General features: G+C 33.0%; 21 protein-coding genes. 6 read left to right on the top strand and 15 right to left on the bottom strand.

What is annotated here, in order from left to right:
• Nucleotides 1-38: 38 nt before the first annotated feature.
• From P7122_RS01555 to P7122_RS01490, 14 genes are all read right to left on the bottom strand, one after another.
• Complete coding sequence (locus tag P7122_RS01555) at nt 39-2,438, bottom strand: TonB-dependent receptor (RefSeq protein ID WP_278004022.1); 2,400 nt, start codon at nt 2,436-2,438, stop codon at nt 39-41.
• 154 nt (nt 2,439-2,592) lie between these two features.
• Nucleotides 2,593-3,051 (bottom strand): tRNA (cytidine(34)-2'-O)-methyltransferase, encoded by a 459-nt coding sequence (locus P7122_RS01550; protein ID WP_278004021.1) that lies wholly within the window; start codon nt 3,049-3,051, stop codon nt 2,593-2,595.
• Between the two features lie 5 nt (nt 3,052-3,056).
• Nucleotides 3,057-3,296, bottom strand: coding sequence for a hypothetical protein (locus P7122_RS01545; RefSeq protein ID WP_278004020.1), 240 nt, complete (start codon nt 3,294-3,296; stop codon nt 3,057-3,059).
• A 55-nt stretch (nt 3,297-3,351) separates the two neighbouring features.
• Complete coding sequence (locus P7122_RS01540) at nt 3,352-3,495, bottom strand: hypothetical protein (protein ID WP_278004019.1); 144 nt, start codon at nt 3,493-3,495, stop codon at nt 3,352-3,354.
• A 97-nt stretch (nt 3,496-3,592) separates the two neighbouring features.
• Nucleotides 3,593-4,363, bottom strand: a complete 771-nt coding sequence (trpA, locus tag P7122_RS01535) for a tryptophan synthase subunit alpha (RefSeq protein WP_278004018.1) — start codon at nt 4,361-4,363, stop codon at nt 3,593-3,595.
• Between the two features lie 98 nt (nt 4,364-4,461).
• Entirely contained in the window at nt 4,462-5,649 is a 1,188-nt protein-coding gene (gene trpB, locus P7122_RS01530; protein WP_278004017.1) for a tryptophan synthase subunit beta, read from the bottom strand.
• A 53-nt stretch (nt 5,650-5,702) separates the two neighbouring features.
• Entirely contained in the window at nt 5,703-6,350 is a 648-nt protein-coding gene (locus P7122_RS01525) for a phosphoribosylanthranilate isomerase (RefSeq protein WP_278004016.1), read from the bottom strand.
• Nucleotides 6,351-6,431: 81 nt separating this feature from the next.
• Nucleotides 6,432-7,217 (bottom strand): indole-3-glycerol phosphate synthase TrpC, encoded by a 786-nt coding sequence (gene trpC, locus P7122_RS01520; RefSeq protein WP_278004015.1) that lies wholly within the window; start codon nt 7,215-7,217, stop codon nt 6,432-6,434.
• A gap of 11 nt (nt 7,218-7,228) precedes the next feature.
• Nucleotides 7,229-8,221 (bottom strand): anthranilate phosphoribosyltransferase, encoded by a 993-nt coding sequence (gene trpD, locus P7122_RS01515; protein WP_278004014.1) that lies wholly within the window; start codon nt 8,219-8,221, stop codon nt 7,229-7,231.
• 124 nt (nt 8,222-8,345) lie between these two features.
• Nucleotides 8,346-8,912, bottom strand: a complete 567-nt coding sequence (locus P7122_RS01510; RefSeq protein WP_278004013.1) for an anthranilate synthase component II — start codon at nt 8,910-8,912, stop codon at nt 8,346-8,348.
• The gene (locus P7122_RS01505) at nt 8,909-10,309 is read right to left on the bottom strand and encodes an anthranilate synthase component I family protein (RefSeq protein ID WP_278004012.1); all 1,401 of its coding nucleotides are present in this window, start codon (nt 10,307-10,309) and stop codon (nt 8,909-8,911) included. The genes P7122_RS01510 and P7122_RS01505 overlap by 4 nt, the downstream gene beginning before the upstream one ends.
• A gap of 293 nt (nt 10,310-10,602) precedes the next feature.
• A complete protein-coding gene (locus P7122_RS01500; protein WP_278004011.1) occupies nt 10,603-11,172 on the bottom strand; it encodes a YceI family protein in 570 nt (189 codons plus the stop codon).
• A 22-nt stretch (nt 11,173-11,194) separates the two neighbouring features.
• Entirely contained in the window at nt 11,195-11,827 is a 633-nt protein-coding gene (locus P7122_RS01495) for an NAD(P)H-dependent oxidoreductase (RefSeq protein ID WP_278004010.1), read from the bottom strand.
• A gap of 62 nt (nt 11,828-11,889) precedes the next feature.
• Nucleotides 11,890-12,345 (bottom strand): MarR family winged helix-turn-helix transcriptional regulator, encoded by a 456-nt coding sequence (locus P7122_RS01490; RefSeq protein ID WP_278004009.1) that lies wholly within the window; start codon nt 12,343-12,345, stop codon nt 11,890-11,892.
• 102 nt (nt 12,346-12,447) lie between these two features.
• Here P7122_RS01490 and P7122_RS01485 point away from each other — a divergent pair, with 102 nt between their 5' ends.
• The 5 genes from P7122_RS01485 to P7122_RS01465 all read left to right on the top strand — a co-directional run bounded on the left by P7122_RS01485 (nt 12,448) and on the right by P7122_RS01465 (nt 16,603).
• Nucleotides 12,448-12,996, top strand: a complete 549-nt coding sequence (locus P7122_RS01485) for a TlpA family protein disulfide reductase (protein ID WP_278004008.1) — start codon at nt 12,448-12,450, stop codon at nt 12,994-12,996.
• Nucleotides 12,997-13,003: 7 nt separating this feature from the next.
• On the top strand, nt 13,004-13,615 hold the full coding sequence (locus P7122_RS01480; RefSeq protein WP_278004007.1) for a thioredoxin family protein: 612 nt from the start codon (nt 13,004-13,006) through the stop codon (nt 13,613-13,615).
• A gap of 127 nt (nt 13,616-13,742) precedes the next feature.
• Entirely contained in the window at nt 13,743-14,057 is a 315-nt protein-coding gene (locus P7122_RS01475) for a rhodanese-like domain-containing protein (RefSeq protein ID WP_278004006.1), read from the top strand.
• Between the two features lie 29 nt (nt 14,058-14,086).
• Nucleotides 14,087-14,497: a rhodanese-like domain-containing protein gene (locus P7122_RS01470; RefSeq protein ID WP_278004005.1), complete on the top strand. Its 411-nt coding sequence runs from the start codon at nt 14,087-14,089 to the stop codon at nt 14,495-14,497.
• A gap of 129 nt (nt 14,498-14,626) precedes the next feature.
• Nucleotides 14,627-16,603 (top strand): protein-disulfide reductase DsbD family protein, encoded by a 1,977-nt coding sequence (locus P7122_RS01465; protein ID WP_278004004.1) that lies wholly within the window; start codon nt 14,627-14,629, stop codon nt 16,601-16,603.
• Here P7122_RS01465 and P7122_RS01460 read toward each other — a convergent pair whose 3' ends face one another.
• Entirely contained in the window at nt 16,604-17,332 is a 729-nt protein-coding gene (locus tag P7122_RS01460) for a nitroreductase family protein (RefSeq protein WP_278004003.1), read from the bottom strand.
• A gap of 98 nt (nt 17,333-17,430) precedes the next feature.
• On the opposite strand from P7122_RS01460, the gene P7122_RS01455 reads away from it, so the two are divergent.
• Complete coding sequence (locus P7122_RS01455) at nt 17,431-18,792, top strand: NAD-dependent succinate-semialdehyde dehydrogenase (RefSeq protein WP_278004002.1); 1,362 nt, start codon at nt 17,431-17,433, stop codon at nt 18,790-18,792.
• Nucleotides 18,793-18,796 lie beyond the last annotated feature (4 nt).

Here is an 18,796-nt window from a genome sequence, read left to right as displayed (position 1 = left end):
CAGCTATAACTTCAGCTGCTCTTAATTATATAACATTATTAAAATTTATAGGTAAAAGTACCTAATAACATTCTTCTTTGTTGAGGTGTTATAGTACTCCAACCAGAATAATAGATTTCGTCTGTAATATTGTTAGCTTTAATGCTTACTCTGTATGTATCGTTTTCATAATACAAAGATGCATTAAAAATAGTATATGCAGGTATATAAAAACTACCAGTTACAGATTTGTAACCAACCATTGTGTCGTATTTAGACTGGCCGTTAAAGCCTGCACCTGCACCAAAGTTTTTAAAGAATTTATAGTCTGCCCATAAATTATAAGTAATTTCCGGACCAGATTCTCCGTATCTGCTACCTTCTAAGAAAGGTGCAGATGGAGAGTCTGTAATTTCAGAATCATTATAACTAAAACCTGAGTGTATATTTAGGTTAGAAATAGGATTGGCATTAATCTCTAACTCTATACCTTTACTATTGATTTCTAAATCTTGAGTTTGTGTGCCCCAATAATATTTGTTGTCTACATTAATATTGTAAAAACTTAAAGTTGACTCTAATTTATTATTGAATAGATTAGTTTTTACACCAAACTCTAATTGGTTAGCTTGCTCAACATCATACGACTGTAAAATTAGTTCGTTTGTTGAGAAATCAGTAATGTATTCTGGGTTAACATAAGAGAATCCGTTTTGGTAGTTAGCAAATACAGATAATTGATCTTCTATTGGTTGATAAACGATACCAAACTTTGGAGAAAAAGTAGATTCGGTGTACTCAGTACCATTATCTGTATCTGTATTTCTGTCTCCTTGGTAATCAAACCTGTCGTAACGAACGCTAGCCATAACCGAAACAGAAGGTAAGATGTCTATAACATCAGAAATATAAGCTCCAAAAATGTTTTGTTTTATATCACTGTTTAAGAATCCTAATCCAGAAAGAGCAGCACTTAAGTTAGCTTCGTTAATTTCTGGTTCGCCATAAATGCGATCTCCAGTAATATCTATAGTGTGTAGATAACCCCAATTAGAACTGTTGTCTATAATGTTGTAATCTAAATAATCAACACCAACTAATAGCTTGTTTTGTATGTTTCCAATCTTAAAGATACCATTAAAGTTTTGTTGCAAGTTTAATGTTTTGGTTCTAGAGTTGGTATCTTGAGCATATAAAGCAAAGTTTTCTGTACCTACAGGTGCGTTAGGGTCTGAGTAATCTGCACCATTCCATAAATATGTATAGTAACCAAGAGACTTAGCTAAGCCACCAGATATTAAAGTTTGAGAAGACCATTGGTCTGAAATTTTCCAAGCGATTTCTCCACGATAGTTTTGAGTAATATTTTCTATCGTAACATCATTGCTGGTAAACGACAAATCAGTGTTGTATCCTAGTTCTTCAATAGAATTAAAAGCTAAAGGTCCATAACGGTTTAAGAACAAAAAGGTTTCGTTTGTTTGCTCGTTGTCAGAAGCTTCATAAGAAAAGTTAAGTGTAACATCGTTGTTAACTTTATAAGAAACAGAAGGAGCTACAAATACAGATTTTTTTAAGCCAGCATCTTGGTAACTGTGTTCTTGCTGAAAACCTGCATTGAATCTAAATGAAAATTTGTCGCTAGGGCTTACATTGACATCAGCATTAAATTTTGTAAAATCATAAGAACCACCAGAAGCAGTTATTTCTCCACCAGTACTATTGTAAGGCTTTTTAGTTACAATGTTAATTAAACCACCATAAGATGTAACAGAGCTACCAAATAAAGTACCAGAAGGTCCTTTTATAACCTCTACACGCTCTACGTTAGAAGGGTTTATAAATCCATTTGTAATACCTGCAACACCATTAACTAATTGTGGTTGTACAGCAAAACCTCTACTAGAGTAATAACCTGCACCATCTCCACTTCGTCCTGTAGATGACCATAGTTTTGTAATACCAGCAGCATTTTTTAGAGCATCTTCAAAGGTATTTACAGATTGCGAAATTAATAACTGATTAGTAATGGTATTGTAAACCTGAGAGTTGTCTATATTTCTTAATGGCATTTTAGAAACATAAGCAGTTTCTTTTCTAGAAAATTTGTTTTTTCGGTTAACATCAAGCACAACTTCATCTAGTAACTCATTTCCTTCATATAAGGTAATCGTGCTTAAGTTTACATCTTCATTGTCAACATTAACTTGTAGTTCTTTGGTCTTAAAACCAACATAAGAAATTGTTAATGTATAATTGCCATTTTCGATGTTGCTTAGAACAAAGTTTCCAGAATCATCTGTAATTGTTCCTTTACTTGTGTTGTTTAATAAAACATTTACACCTATCATGGGTGTGTTTTCATTGTCTGTAATTGTACCAGTAATCTTTGTGTTCTGCGCAAATAAGTAATTGGTAAAAATTGCTAACACAAAAAGCGGTATTAAGTGTTTGTTCATGGTTTATTTAGACTTAATTTAAATAAAAATTTTCGGCAAAAGTATCTACCAATGTTATTTTAAACAAATTATTTATAATAATTCTAAATACTAATTCTTAAGTTGTTGATTGATATGGTTTTGAGGCTTTGTCTGTGTAGGTTTTACCTTACGGTTAAAGTGATTTTAATGATCTTAATCCTTCATAAATTACAATACTTACTGCATTGGCAATGTTAAGACTTCTAATGTTGTCACTATACATAGGTATTTTGAAAAGGTCTTCTTTTCGTGCTTCAATTAAAGGTTTGGGCAGACCAACAGATTCTTTACCAAAAACAAGAAACATATCGTCTTCAAATTGAATATCCCAATGCGATTTAGTACCATGACTGCTTAGAAAAGCCATTTTTTTATCAGCATTTTTAGTGAAGAATTCCTCTTTGCTTTCGTAATAGATGACCTCTAAGTGTTGCCAATAATCAAGCCCAGCACGTTTTAGACGTTTATCATCAATTTCAAAACCAAAAGGTTTCACCAAGTGCAGTCGAGATCCTGTAGCCAAAGCTAATCGACCAATATTACCAGTGTTGTTGGGTATTTCGGGTTCTATAAGAACAATGTTTAATGCCATATTTGTTATTCTGAAGTTGTTTTAGAATCTCCCTTTTTAAGTTTAAGGATTATCAATCTCAATAATAATACAAACGGAAATCCATGGAGCAATACATCAAAATAATCCATTGCAGTCATTCCAATAGCACTTCCTGTAAGCCATCTTACCTTTCCAACAATATGTGGTTCTGGGAAGAATGGAGCTAAGCCAAGCGTTAGACATAGAAGAATAACAAGTTTCCAGTCGTTTATTAGTGTTTTCATAATAAAAAGCCTGTTCAAAGATATGAACAGGCTCTTTCATTTTATGGTTTAATCCTTATTTTTTCTTCTGTTGATCCTTAATGGTACTTTCATCAATATCAAATTCATTTGTAGCTTGATTAATATTACCAGTAGGATTCGTTGGATTACTTTGTTTTTTAGTTGGTTTAAACTTTCTTTTATCTGCTATAATTCCCATAATTCATTTGTTTTTGTGTTCATCTTAATATAAGGAATTAAGAGGTTTTAATGTCTCAAAAGCATCTTAAAATCTAAGTTTTAATTGTTAAAAACTATTAATTCTTACCAAGTATTGGGTTAACAAAGTTGTTCAATTCGTTTATCCCGTTTTCAGAAATATATTTAATAAACGCACTACCAATAATAGCACCTTTGGTATGAGTTGTAGCTTGTGTAAATGTGTCGTTGTTTGATATTCCGAACCCAACAATTTGAGGGTTGTTTAGGTTCATTTTAGAAATACGTTCAAAATAATGTGTTTGTTCGTTACCAAAACCAGATTGCGCACCTGTTGTACTTGCCGAACTTACCATATAAATAAAACCATTTGAAATAGAATCGATATATCTAATGCGTTCTTCTGAAGTTTGAGGCGTGATTAAAAATACATTGATAAGTCCATATTTTTCAAAGGTAGCTTTGTATTCCTCGTCATAAACATCTGCAGGTAAATCTGGAAGAATTAGTCCATCAATACCAATCTCTTGGCATTTTTTACAAAAGGCCTCAACACCATATTGCAACACAGGATTAAAATAACCCATAATGATTAATGGAATTGAAACCGATTTCCGAATATCCTTAAGCTGATCGAATAGCTTTTCTGTGGTCATACCATTTTTTAGTGCAGCTGTTGAACTGGCTTGTATGGTTGGTCCATCAGCAAGTGGATCGCTAAACGGTAAACCAATTTCAATCATGTCTACACCACTTTGTTCTAAATTTTGAATAATAGAAACCGTGTCATCAATATTTGGATAGCCTGCAGTAAAGTATATGGACAATAGCTTTTTGTCTTCGTTTAGTTTTTGTTTTATTCTGTTCATAATATTATAGAAATGAGATATGAGAATTTAGATATTAGCCATTTATTAAAAGCGTACTTTTAAAAGTCTTATGTCTATTTTCTCACATCTAGAGTCTTTTAAAGCTTGAAATAATCAATATAATTCTGTAAATCCTTATCACCACGACCAGATAAGCTGATGACAACAATATCCTCTGGATTAAAGGTTTTATGCTGAAAAACAGCCAAAGCATGTGAACTTTCTATCGCAGGAATAATACCTTCTAGCTTAGTTAATTCTAATCCGGCTTGCATAGCTTCGTCATCTGTTGCAGAGTAAAATTCACCACGACCAGATTTGTATAAATGCGAATGTAACGGACCAACACCAGGATAATCTAATCCTGCAGAAATTGAGTAGGGTTCTGTAATTTGGCCATCATCAGTTTGCATTAATAAGGTTTTACAACCATGAATTATCCCTTCTTTACCTAATGCAGACGTCGCAGCGCTTTCACCAGAATGTATGCCTTTACCAGCAGCTTCAACAGCAATGATACCAACATCTTCATTGTCTAGGAAATGATAATACGTTCCGGCTGCATTACTACCACCACCAATACAAGCCACCACATAATCTGGGTTTTCTTTACCCTCCTTTTCTTTGAGTTGCCATTTTATTTCTTCAGAAATTACAGACTGAAATCGCGTCACCATATCAGGATAAGGATGAGGTCCAATAGCAGAACCAATAATGTAATGTGTGTCTACTGGATTGTTAATCCAATCTCTAATGGCTTCGTTTGTGGCATCTTTAAGCGTTCTACTTCCTGATAATGCAGGTCTTACTTCAGCACCTAGCATTTTCATACGAGCAACGTTTGGTGCTTGTCTGGCAATGTCAATCTCACCCATATATACGATGCAGTCTAATCCCATTAGCGCACAAACGGTAGCTGTAGCAACTCCGTGTTGTCCAGCACCAGTCTCAGCAATGATTCTGTTTTTTCCCAAACGTTTTGCCATAAGGATTTGCCCAATTGTATTATTGACCTTATGTGCACCAGTATGATTGAGGTCTTCACGTTTTAAATATACTTTGGTATTGTACTTTTCTGAAAGGCGTTTGGCAAAATAGAGCGGAGAAGGACGGCCAACATAATCCTTAAGTAGTTGATTAAACTCTTCTTGAAAAGACGATTCTGCCATTACTTTAAGATAGTTTTGGCGTAGTTCTTCCACATTTGGGTAGAGCATTTCTGGTATAAAGGCACCACCAAATTCGCCGTAGTAACCTTTGTTGTTGATGTTATATGTGTTTTTCATAGTCTTATTCCTGTGAAGGCAGGAATCTTAAAATTTTAATTGTGGATTCCGCATCACGTGCGGAATGACAAATTGGTTATAAATTCTTCTAGCTTTTCAATAGCCTTTAGTCCAGGTTTTATTTCAAATTTACTGTTGATATCAATGGCATGGCAATATTTAGATTCCTCTCTCTGAAGGAGTGACAAAACATTGTCCATTTCTTCTAATCCAATACCTCCACTTAAAAAGTAAGGTTTTGTTGAAGGATAGTCTTTTAGTACATCCCAATTAAAGGTGTAACCGTTTCCACCAGGTAATTTTCCTTTAGTGTCGAATAAAAAATAATCTACCACATGTTCATAAGGTTTAAGTTGACTAAAATTGAACTCATCTTTGATGCTGAATACTTTGATGATTTCATATTGAGATGCTGAATCAAGTTCAGCATGACAATGTTTTCTTAGTTCTTTGCAGTAATCAGGTGATTCATTACCATGCAATTGAATCGCATCAAGTTCAAATTTTTTAATTTTCTGAATAATAACGTCAACTGTCTCATCTACAAAAACACCAACTTTTTTAATTGACTTTGGTAACTCAGGAATGACACCTTCAAAATTACGAGGTGATTTATCATAAAATATAAAGCCAAGATAATCTGGTTGCAGTGTTGCAACTTCGGCTGTGTTATATTTCATTCCGCAGATTTTGATTTTCATATTTCTGTCATTCCTGCGAAGGCAGGAATCAATTTTATTTATTACTTATTATGGATTCCGCATCAAGTGCGGAATGACAAATCATTTTTTAAATTTTTTTATAAAACTCCTCGCACTCTCTCCAGGATTGTTTGTCTTCATAAAATTCTCACCAATTAAAAAGCCTTTATAGTCATAAGGTTGTAATTCCTTTATAGCTTCAATAGAACTGATACCGCTTTCTGAAACTTTTACAAAATCATCAGGAATGTGATTGCTCAATGCTTTTGAAGTTTCTAAGCTTACTTCAAAAGTTTTTAAATTTCTGTTATTAACACCAAGCATATCAATCGTTGGCATAATCGATTTTTGAAGTTCTTCTAAATTATGAACCTCAAGTAAAATATCTAAATCTAAGCTTTTTGCCAATTCGGAAAATTGCTTTATTTCTTCTTGACTTAGTATTGCAGCAATCAATAAAATGACATCAGCTCCATAAGCTTTAGCTTCTAAGATTTGATAAGTGTCAATGATGAATTCTTTTCGTAATAGAGGTAAATCGCAACTTGCTCTAGCTATAAGTAGGTCGTCTAATGAGCCACCAAAATATTTACCATCTGTAAGCACAGACATACCACATACATCTGCATCTTCATAACCTTTAGCAACATCTTGCACATTTAAACTCTGGTTTATCACAGCTTTTGATGGTGAACGTCTCTTGTGTTCTGCAATAATGCCAGAAGTACTGTTTTTTAAACTTTGTGAAAGTGAAATTGTTGCTCTTTCAAAAAGAATAGAAGCTTCTAACTGTTTGTAAGGAATCAAGCTTTTGCGAAGCGCTACCTCTTTGCGTTTATCTGCTACTATTTGGTCTAAAATATTCATTGTTTACTTGTTTATTTGCTAATAGCAATTAAAGTTTTTAGGCTATCTCTTGCATTTCCACTGAATAAGGATTCCTTTGCCACTTCAATACCTTCTGTGTGGCTTATGTCTTTTGCAGTGGCAATGGCTAAACCTGCATTGGCCAGAACCACGTTGTTTTGTGCCGCTGTTCCTTCTCCATTAATAATGCTTTTGAATATTTCTGCAGCCATTTTTACGCTATTTCCACCGTAGATCTCATTTTGTTCAATGGTTGAAAATCCTATTGTTTCTGGTGTAAATAAGATTTCAGAATTATTAGATACTACTTTTGTTTTTCCGGTTAGAGAGATTTCATCATAACCATCTAAAGCATGTACTATTGCATATTTTTTATCGCTTTCTTGGTATAAATAACTGTAAAGTCTAAGAAGCTCTAAGCTAAAAACACCAACCATTTGATTTTTTGGGAAAGCAGGATTTACCATAGGTCCTAACATATTGAAAAAAGTTTTTACACCAAGTTCTTTGCGTATTGGAGCTACATTTTTCATGGCAGGATGAAATAATGGTGCATGTAAGACGCAAATGTTTGCGGCTTCTAAACTGCGTTTTAAAAAGTTAACATCATTGGTGAATTTTATACCTAAATATTCCATAACATTTGAGGAACCACTTGCTGATGATACACCATAATTGCCATGCTTAGCAACTTTAACACCAGCACCTGCTGTGATAAAAGACGATAGTGTTGAAATATTGAAAGTGTCCTTGCTGTCACCTCCTGTACCGCATAAATCTATAGTGTTGTAATCCTCCAGGTTTACTGGAATACAAAGTTCTAAAAGTGCATCTCTAAAACCTCTTAACTCTTCTATGGTAATACTCCTCATCATATACACAGTGAGGAAGGATGCGATTTGACTTTGATTGTATTTTCCTTCTGAAATATTAACCAGAACGTTTTTTGCCTCTTCAGAGGATATGTGCTCTTGGTTAATTAATCTATTTAATATTTCTTTCATGGGCATATCCCTAACCCTTTCCATAGGAAAGGGAATTTCTTTTGTTTAATTAAGTGTTCTGTAAATCAAATTTTTCATGAGCTCTATTAAAGTCCTTCTCTATGGCAAGGATTTAGTAAGGGCTTTAACTATTCAACCAATTTTCTAAAATCTTTTTTCCGTTAGGTGTTAATACAGATTCTGGGTGATACTGTACACCTCTAACATCGTACGTTTTATGTCTTAGTGACATTATTTGACCGTTTTCATCAAAAGAAGTAGCTTCTAAACTCTCTGGAAGATTGTTTTTTACTACCCAAGAGTGGTAACGACCAACCTCGAAAGTCGGATTTAGACCTTTAAACAGAATTTCGTCATTTACAGCTAAAGTTACTTGAGTAGCTACACCATGATAGACATTTCTTAAGTTTTCTAGTTCACCACCAAATACTTCTCCAATAGCCTGAAGTCCTAAGCATACTCCAAAAATACTTTTAGTAGAAGCATAGGTTTTTATGATGTCTTTAAGAAGACCAGCTTCATCCGGAATTCCAGGACCTGGTGACAGTACAATTTTTTCAAAAGCATCTACGTCTTCTAGTGCTAATTTATCGTTTCGTTTTACGGTAACTTCACAGTTTAAATCTTCTAGATAGTGTACAAGATTGTAAGTAAAGCTGTCGTAATTGTCTATTACTAATACCTTTTTCATATGTCTTTAGCTTGTTCTATGGCTTTTGTTAAAGCTCCTAATTTGTTGTAAACTTCTTGTAATTCATTTTCAGGATTAGATCTTGAAACAAGACCAGCACCAGCTTGCCAATATAATTTGTGGTTTTGGCTTAAGAATGTTCTAATCATTATAGCATGGTTGAAGTTGCCTTCAAAATCCATAAAACCTATAGCACCACCATAATAGCCTCTGCTTGTTTTTTCATACTTTTCTATAAGTTGCATGGCCATGTGTTTTGGTGCTCCACTTAATGTTCCTGCAGGAAATGTATCTGCCACTACTTGCATGGTATCTGCATTTTTATCTACGTTACCACTTACTTTACTTACCAAATGGATAACGTGCGAAAAGAATTGTACTTCTCTGTAGGTTTCTACAACAACGTTGCTTCCATGTCTGCTTAAGTCGTTTCTGGCAAGATCTACCAGCATAACGTGTTCGCTATTTTCTTTATCGTCTGCGATGAGTTTTTCTGCTAATTCAGCATCTTTAAGATCATTTCCAGAACGTTTAAAAGTTCCTGCGATAGGATGAATTTCGGCCTTTTTGTCTTTAACAATTAATTGCGCTTCTGGTGAGCTTCCGAATATTTTAAAATTACCATAGTCAAAATAGAATAGGTAAGGGGAAGGGTTGATACTTCTTAAAGCTCGGTAAACATTAAATTCATCTCCTTTGAATTTTTGAGAAAATTGTTTTGATAAAACAAGCTGAAAAACATCTCCTCTCGCACAATGTTCTTTGGCGAGTTCTACGTGTGCTTTGTATTCTTCGTCTGTAAGATTAGAGTCTAAATCTCCTTTGGTTTCAAAACTATAAGAAGCGTATTGCCTGGTTTGAATGAGTTGGTGTATGTCTTCAATATTGTTTTCGGTATCAAAACAGTGCGCAAAAATGTAAGCTTCATTTTTAAAGTGATTAATTGCAATGATGTTTTGATAAACAGCATAGTAGATATCTGGAATGTTTACAGAATTTTCCTTTTTTGAAATTTCTACATCCTCAAAGTATTTAACTGCATCGTAAGCTGTGTAACCAAAAATACCGTTGTTGATAAACTTGAAATCTTGGTTAGAATCTACCTTGAAACGTTTGGTGAATTTGTGAATTTCTCCTACAACACACACAGATTCTGTAAAGTTGTTTTTAGAACTTCCGTCTGGATATGTTTGAGAAATTATATTGTCTTTAACTTGTATTGAAGCAATAGGATTACAACAGATGTACGAAAAACTATTGTCGTTAGCATGGTAATCGCTACTCTCTAAGAGGATACTGTTAGGGAATTTGTCTCTAATTTTTAAGTAAATACTAACAGGTGTAATGGTGTCTGCGAGTATCTTTTTATAGTGTGTATATAGACTAAATGTTTTCATTATTGTAATGCTGAATTATCTAAGTTTTTTTTAAACTAAAAAAGGCTTGTCGTGAACGACAAGCCTTTTTTTATATTGTTATAAATTATACATACAAGGTTTCTTTCACGAACATGAGTTTGTAAAATTCCACCACCAAGTATGATTAGTTATTGTTTTCATAATGAGCTACAAATATAAAGATGAAAAATTTTATTTCAAACTTTATAACAAAAAAAGATTCTTGCTTCGGTATACGAGGATACTTTCACAAGAATCTTTAAAATAATGGATTGCTATTAATCCTTAGGGAATTAGAATTTTAATTCTACATTAATATCAAATTCATCGTAGATAGCCTTATCCTTGATAGTTTCTAATAAAGAAGGGGATTTGTATGTGATTTTGTGTTTTGTTCTGTCTATTTTTAAACTAGCAGTTGCAGAGTTTTCTGATACTGTCATAGGAAAAGAAATAGATTCTGTAATTCCTTTTATAGTAATATCTCCTTTTACATTGTACTTACCATTTTTACCACTTACAGAAGTAATTTTTAAACTAGCAGTAGGAAATTCTTCTACACCAAAAAAGTCATCAGACTTTAAATGACCATCTAACTTGTCTTTGTAGTCACCAGATAAATCTGTAGTGTTTATAGAAGTCATGTCTATAGTAAAAGAACCACCTTCTAAAGTTTCTCCATTAAATTTTAGAGATCCTTCTTTTAGGGCAATGGTACCTTCGTGCTCACCACCAACTTTATAACCTTTCCAAGTTACTTTGCTTGTTGATACATCTACTTTTTTGTCTTTTAAGACTGTAAATGACATAAATGAAACTGCTAAAACTAATAGCATTGCAATTTTTGAATTTCTGTTTTTCATGATAATTATTTGTGTTTGAGTTTTAAATATTTGTAAATAATTGTTTTTCTGATTTTCTTACTTTTTTGTAGTGCTGAGTAGCATCCTCTTCAGATCTGTAGCCTAATGTAATTACTACAGCTGCATTAAGGTTTTTTGAGTTTAGATTTAAAATCTCATTATATTGATCGCTAGCAAAGCCTTCCATTGGGCACGCATCAATTTTAAGTTGTGCGGCAGCAGACAATAGGTTACCTAATACAATGTATGCTTGTTTTGCAGTCCAAACGGCTTTTTGTTCTTGGCTCAATTGACCAATTGTAGATTTTATGCTATTGGCATAATCTGCAATATCTTCTTTCTTTAGATCTCTGGTATCGATAACATTTTCAAAATAGTCATCAACCAATTCGTCGCCAAAGTCTGTGAAGTTTGCAAGAACAATCATGTGCGATGCATCTTCTATTTGCGACTGGTTCCAGGAAGCTGCACGCAGTTTTGTACGCGTTTCTTTATCTACAATGTTTAAGATTTTATAAGGTTGTAACCCATAAGAAGAAGCTGTTAGTTGCATTGCTTTTTTTAAGGTTTCAAAATCTTCGTCTGGTATAGTTTTAGAACTGTCAAACTTTTTTGTGGCATAACGCCATTTTAGGTTTTCTATAGTATTGCTCATCGTTATAATTTATTTTGTTGTTTGTACTTATATTGTATATACAACAATTGTTTTAAAATATTTTATCCTCTAATTTTAGTAAGTAGCAGATTTAAAGTTTCTAATTCTTCTGTGCTTAAATTACTTGTTAATTCATTTTCCTTTTTTTCAATGATAGGGTCAAGGATATCAAGTAATTTTAGTCCATCTTTGGTAATATAGATATCTACTTTTCTTCTGTTTTTTTCGCAAATAAAACGTTCTACTAAATTTTTTAAAATCAGTTTATCCACCAGACGAGTAGTGTTACTCATTTTACTAATCATTCTATCCTGAATGTCTTTTAGGTTAGATGGTTCTCCGTTTTTTCCTCTTAAGATTCTTAAAACATTAAACTGCTCTATAGAAATTTCATAAGGTTTTAAAGCGGATAATATACCGTCTTTAAAATTTATACTTGTATAAGAAACATTTAAAACAGTTTTCTTAGCAAGTGGTAAACTCGATTTTGTTTTTAGGATTTCAGTTATATCTTTCATATACAACAATTGTATATACAAATGTATGTTTTTATTAGAACATTACAATTAATTTTTTGTTAATTATTTATTGAAGTGGTTACGTATTAATAAATTTATGTCATGAAGCGATTAATAATTTTAAGCCTGTTAGTGATATGCTCTTGTAAGAATAAGAGTGAAGATACTAAAGAGATAAAAGCGTCTGAGATTTCTCTGAATGAAAATAAAGAAGCCGAGAATTCTGCAGATTACGATTTAAAAATCTATGACTACGATGGTTTAGAACCATTGATTAACAAAAACGATGATAAAGTGCATGTAGTCAATTTTTGGGCAACATGGTGCGCTCCTTGTGTAAAAGAGCTGCCTTATTTTGAAGAAATTAATGAAGAGTATAAAGACAATAATGTAGAGGTTCTTTTAGTCAGCTTAGATTTTCCTAGAAATTATGATTCTAAATTGAAACCATTTATAGCTAAAAGAAATATACAGTCACAAGTAGTCGCTTTTGATGATGTAGACCAAAACCGATGGATTCCAGCTATAGATAAAGATTGGTCAGGTGCAATACCAGCTACAATCATTTATAATAAGGACAAGCGTAAATTTTATGAGCAGTCTTTTACAAAAGAAGAGCTAGAAACCGAATTGAAACAATTTTTAAAATAATAAACTTATGAATACATTAAAATTATTTGCAGTAATGGTGTTAACACTAGCACTATCTGTTTTTACAGCAAACACAGAAGATGATGGTTATAAAATTGGTGACGTTGCTACCGATTTTAGTTTAGAAAATATTGATGGTAAGATGGTATCTCTTTCAGACTTTAAAGACGCCAAAGGTTTTATTGTTGTTTTTACATGCAACACATGTCCTTACGCAGTGGCTTACGAAGATAGAGTAGAGGCATTAAACAAAAAGTATGCAGACAAAGGATATCCTGTGGTTGCAATAATGCCAAACAATACAGATGTAAAACCAGGAGATAGCATCGATGAGATGAAAGCAAGAGCAAAAGCAAAAGGCTTTACGTTCCCTTACTTAATGGATAAAGGTCAAAAAATATATCCTCAATACGGAGCTACAAAAACACCACACGTATACTTATTAGAGAAAACTAAAAAAGGAAATGTTGTAAAATATATTGGTGCTATAGATGACAATTACAAAGATGCAAGTGCAGTAAAAACTAAGTATGTAGAAAATGCTGTAGATGCCTTACTTAAAGGAAAAGAAATAGAAGTAAAAGAAACTCGTGCCATAGGTTGTACTATAAAAGTGTAGTGATTGAGAACACTTTTATAAAAGAAAAATGTTAAAATTAAATCCGAAGTTGTAACACTTCGGATTTTTTTACGTCTATATCATAAGGAAATGTTAAATTTGCTTTATCAAAAATTACTAATAGTAAGTGGATTTATTACAAAAAGATTGGGTAAGCCAATTAGAAGAAGACAATAATTCTGTTGTTTTAGATGTTAGAACGCTAGAAGAAGTTAATGAAGGTATTATTCCAAATGCGATTCATATAGATATATATAAAGGTCAAGGTTTTATCTATGAAGTAGATCAATTAGATAAAACAAAAAATTACTATGTGTACTGCAGAGCAGGAAGTAGAAGTGCTCAAGCATGTGCAGTTATGAATCAGTTAGGTTTTAAAAACACCTACAATTTAGTTGGTGGATTTAGCGAATGGCAAGGCGAAGTAGCCTTTAAAGAATAAAATAAATTAACCTAAAATGCTATATAGATATGAAAAGGTTATTCTTAGTTAGTTGTTTATTAATAGCTATGAGTTTAGGAACAAGTTGTGTAGATAGTAAACTAGAAAACACAGAAGTAAAACTTGTTACTGCAGAAGAGATGCAATCTATCCTTGAGTTAGAAGATGTACAATTAGTAGATGTGCGTACACCAGAGGAGTACAATGAAGAGCGCATAGCTAATTCTCAAAATATAGATTATAATTCTCCTACTTTTGATGAAGATATAGCTAAATTAGATAAAGCAAAACCTGTAATTTTATACTGCAAAGGCGGAGGTCGAAGTGCTAAATGTGCAAAGAAACTTAAAGACGCTGGTTTTCAAAAAATTTACGATTTAGAAGGCGGAATTTCAAAATGGAAACATTCCGAAAAATTAAAAATCGAAGTAAAGTCATAAAAATTAAAACCGAACATTTGTTCGGTTTTTTTTATTCCTTAGTTTAATTCTTAAGGTTTTTATAAATTAGTCGACTCTTAAGAAATAATAAAACCGCATAGATTACATTTGCGTATTAATGCTTTATTTATGACAGCAAAAAAAGTCCTTCTATTTAGCCTACTTTCTCTATTTTTTTCATTCAATATATTTTCTCAGGAATTAGAGCCTGTAAAATGGGATTATAAGGTTGAGAAAGTTTCAGACACAGAGTTTATTTTAATTTTCAAAGCCAATGTAGATAAAGGCTGGTATATCTACTCTCAAGAAGCACCATCTGAAGAAAGCTTTGCGCCAACAACCTATTTCGAATTTCAAAATGCTGAAGGCAACTATCAATTAGAAGGAAAAACATCAGAGCCAGATGTACCAACTATATATGATAAGATTTTTCAAGAAGAAGTAAAAAAGTTTAAAGACGAGGCAGTTTTTAAGCAAAGAGTTACTCTTATCAATAAAGGCTTAAAACAAATAGATGTCAAAGTAGATTATCAAACCTGTGACGATTCAAAATGTATACCCAGTGATTTTCTGTTTAATTTTTCCTTAGACGGTTCAGAAATCGTTAAAGAAGAAGTTGTTATTGACGAAAAAAGCAAACAACTATCAGAAGGTCTTAATCTTAATGTAACAGGTTGGGATAATTATGAAGAAGAAGTTATTGACGAAAAGAGTAATCTTTCAATTTTCTTTTTAGGTTTTATTGGTGGTTTAATAGCGTTGTTAACACCTTGTGTATTTCCTATGATTCCGTTAACGGTTTCATTCTTTACAAAGAGTGCAGGTGATCCTAAAAAAGGCTTATTTAATTCATTGTTATACGGATTCTTCATCTTTTTAATCTACGCATTATTAAGTATTCCATTTCATTTACTAGATACTCTAGATCCTGGAATTTTAAATAACATTTCAACAAATGTTACGCTTAACCTTATTTTCTTTGCCATCTTTATCGGCTTTGCGTTTTCCTTTTTTGGGTATTACGAATTAACCTTACCACAATCGTGGAGTGCAGCAATGGATAGCAGAGCAAATAAAATAGGTGGTTTTATAGGCATCTTTTTTATGGCGCTAACACTTGCTATAGTATCATTTTCATGTACAGGTCCTATCTTAGGTACATTATTAGGTAGTTCGTTAACTGCAGATGGTGGAGCCACTCAACTTACCATGGGAATGAGTGGTTTTGGTTTAGCTTTAGCATTACCTTTTACACTTTTTGCAATGTTTCCTAAGTGGCTAAATTCTTTGCCAAAATCTGGCGGATGGTTAAATACGGTAAAAGTTGTATTAGGATTTATAGAATTAGCATTAGCACTTAAGTTTTTATCTAATGCAGATTTGGTACAACATTTTGGAATCTTAAAACGTGAAATATTTATAGGTATTTGGATAGTAATAGGTATTGGTTTAGCCTCGTATTTATTCGGAAAAATAAAGTTTCCACACGATGGGCCATTACAAAAATTGAGCAAAGGAAGATTGTCAACAGCGTTATTGGTTGTAGCCTTTGTGGTTTACTTAATTCCAGGATTAACCAATACAAAGTGGGCAAATTTAAAATTACTTAGTGGTTTTCCACCACCAATGTTTTATAGTGTTTACGAAAAAACATCAGAGTGTCCTTTAGACCTTAACTGCGATAAAGATTTAGAAAGTGGTTTGGCATTAGCTAAAGCAGAAAATAAACCTATTCTTTTAGACTTTACTGGTTGGGCTTGTGTAAACTGTCGTAAAATGGAAGAGCAAGTTTGGAGTACATCTGAAGTGTACGATATTTTAATGGAAGACTATGTTATCATTTCGCTTTATGTAGATGATAAAAAGAAATTGCCAGAAGATGAGCAGTTTCAATATTTAAGAAGTAATGGAACGGTTAAAGATATTGAAACTGTTGGTGACAAGTGGCAAACACTACAAACCATTAATTTTAAGAACAACTCTCAGCCATATTATGCATTGCTAGATCATAATTTTGAATTGTTAAATTCTACAAAAGCATATGAGCCAGATGCAGATGCTTATTACGAATGGTTAAAAACCGGTTTAGAGAATTTTAAGAAGTAGCTATACTTCAAAATAAACATCTTCAAACGGTACTCTAAAACGAGGACCGTAGATGCCTTTATCGTCTCTAATACCACAACCAATAATCATGTTGATTTCCGCACCTCTGGGAAGTTTTAAGATACGTTTTACCCTTAGTGTATCGCTACCTTCCATAGGACAAGTATCATAGCCTATAGCAGCCATGCTGGTCATAAAGTTTTGAGCAGCTAAACCAGCACTTTTATGTGCAACAATACGCATATCGCTCTGTCTAACTTGTCTGTAAATAGGTTTAAAAAGTCCAACAATCTGAAAGACTACATATTTTAGAATTCCTAAAACACCAAAGAAGTCAGCATATACTGTTGGGATTAATTTTTTGTAATAGTTGGTCGCCATTTTTTTGCGTTTTGCTTCTCGCTCAGTAAGATTTTCTTTATCATATACCTTATTTAAAAAAGCAATATTGGCTTTTGCGCGTTGTTTCCAAAGATCCTTTCTGGTAACTACTATTACTAACTGTTGCGCTGTTTTTGCTGCACTTTGGTCAAAACAAGCTTTAGCAATTTCTTTTAAAATGTTTTTATCTGTTACATGGTAAAATTCCCAAAGTTGAAGATTACTACTTGTAGGTGCTAAAGATGCATTAACAAGGCATTGTTTTACCTTTTTAGTATCAATTATTTCATCTTTATATACTCTAGTTGAACGTCTGTAGGCAATAGCTTCAGAAACTGTTTTTTCCATAAGAATTAACATTTAACTTTTTAAAATATTAAAGTTATACTAAAAGTTCGTTTTTGTGTAGAAAGAACTTAAAAAACCGTTATTTTAAAAAGAAAAACATGAGCACTATAACAACCATAAACCCATATACTCAAGAAGAGTTAAAGACATATGAGCTAATTGATAATACAGTTTTACAACAAAAATTAGAACTAGCAGAAGCGCAGTTTAAAAACTGGAAATCCTTTGAGATTAAAGATAGACGAAAGCGTCTTTCTAAAGTTGCAAAGCTTTTAATAGAGCGTAAAGAAAGTTATGCTAAATTAATGACAGAGGAAATGGGAAAGCCTTTAGCTCAAGGTATTTCTGAAATCGAAAAGTGTGCTTGGGTTTGCGATTTCTATGCCAAAAATGCTGATGATTTTTTAGCAGATCAATTAATAGAGACAGATGCAGAAGAAAGCTTTATCAGTTATGATCCATTGGGAGTTATTTTAGCAATTATGCCTTGGAATTACCCGTTTTGGCAAGTAATGCGTTTTGCAGCACCAACCCTTATGGCAGGTAACACAGCTTTGTTAAAACATGCATCAAGTACTACAGAGTGTGCTTTAGAAATTCAAAAATTGTTTGAAGATGCAGGTTTTCCTGAAGGTTGTTTTCAAACCTTATTGGTTTCGCACGAGCAAATAGAGTCTGTAATTAGTAATGATATTGTAAAAGCTGTAAGTCTTACAGGAAGCGAAGGAGCAGGTCGAAAAATAGCCGAAATAGCAGGAAAAAATCTAAAGAAAACAGTATTAGAATTAGGTGGAAATAATGCTTGTATTGTGCTTAAGGATGCAGATTTAGATAAGCATATAGCCACAATGGCTTGGGCTCGAATGCAAAATGCAGGTCAGAGTTGTATTGCTGCCAAGCGTTTTATAGTTGTTGAGGATATTTATGACGAATTCTTATCTAAATTTAAAGCTAAGGTAGAATCGTATGTCGTTGGAAATCCTATGGATGACAAAACAGAAATTGCAAGCATGGCTTCTGTTGATTTAGCAGAAGAAGTAGAAGCACAGGTTAAAAAATCTCTAGATCTTGGTGCTAAAGTTGTTTTAGGAAACAAACGTGAAGGAGCACTCTACCATCCTACAATTTTAGAAAATGTAACTACAGAAATGCCAGTTTTTAAAGAAGAGGTTTTTGGTCCTGTGGCTGCAATTATAAAAGTTAAAAATGAAGATAAGGCCTATGACATGGCATCAAATTCAAGATTTGGTTTGGGCAGTATGGTATTTACTAAAAAGGTAGACAAAGCCAAAAAGCGAATAGGAGACATCGCTGATGGTGCATTCTTCATAAACGAACTTGTAAAATCCGATCCTAGATTGCCATTTGGCGGAACCAAAACATCTGGTTACGGAAGGGAGCTTTCTAAAGAAGGGATTATGGAGTTTGTGAACGTAAAAACGGTTTACAGCAGTAAATAAGAGA

Source organism: Winogradskyella marincola (assembly GCF_029624125.1).
In the GTDB taxonomy this organism is placed as follows: Bacteria; Bacteroidota; Bacteroidia; order Flavobacteriales; family Flavobacteriaceae; genus Winogradskyella; species Winogradskyella marincola.
The sequence above is the reverse complement of the archived record's forward strand: the minus strand, read 5'-3'. Positions and strand labels throughout refer to the sequence as shown.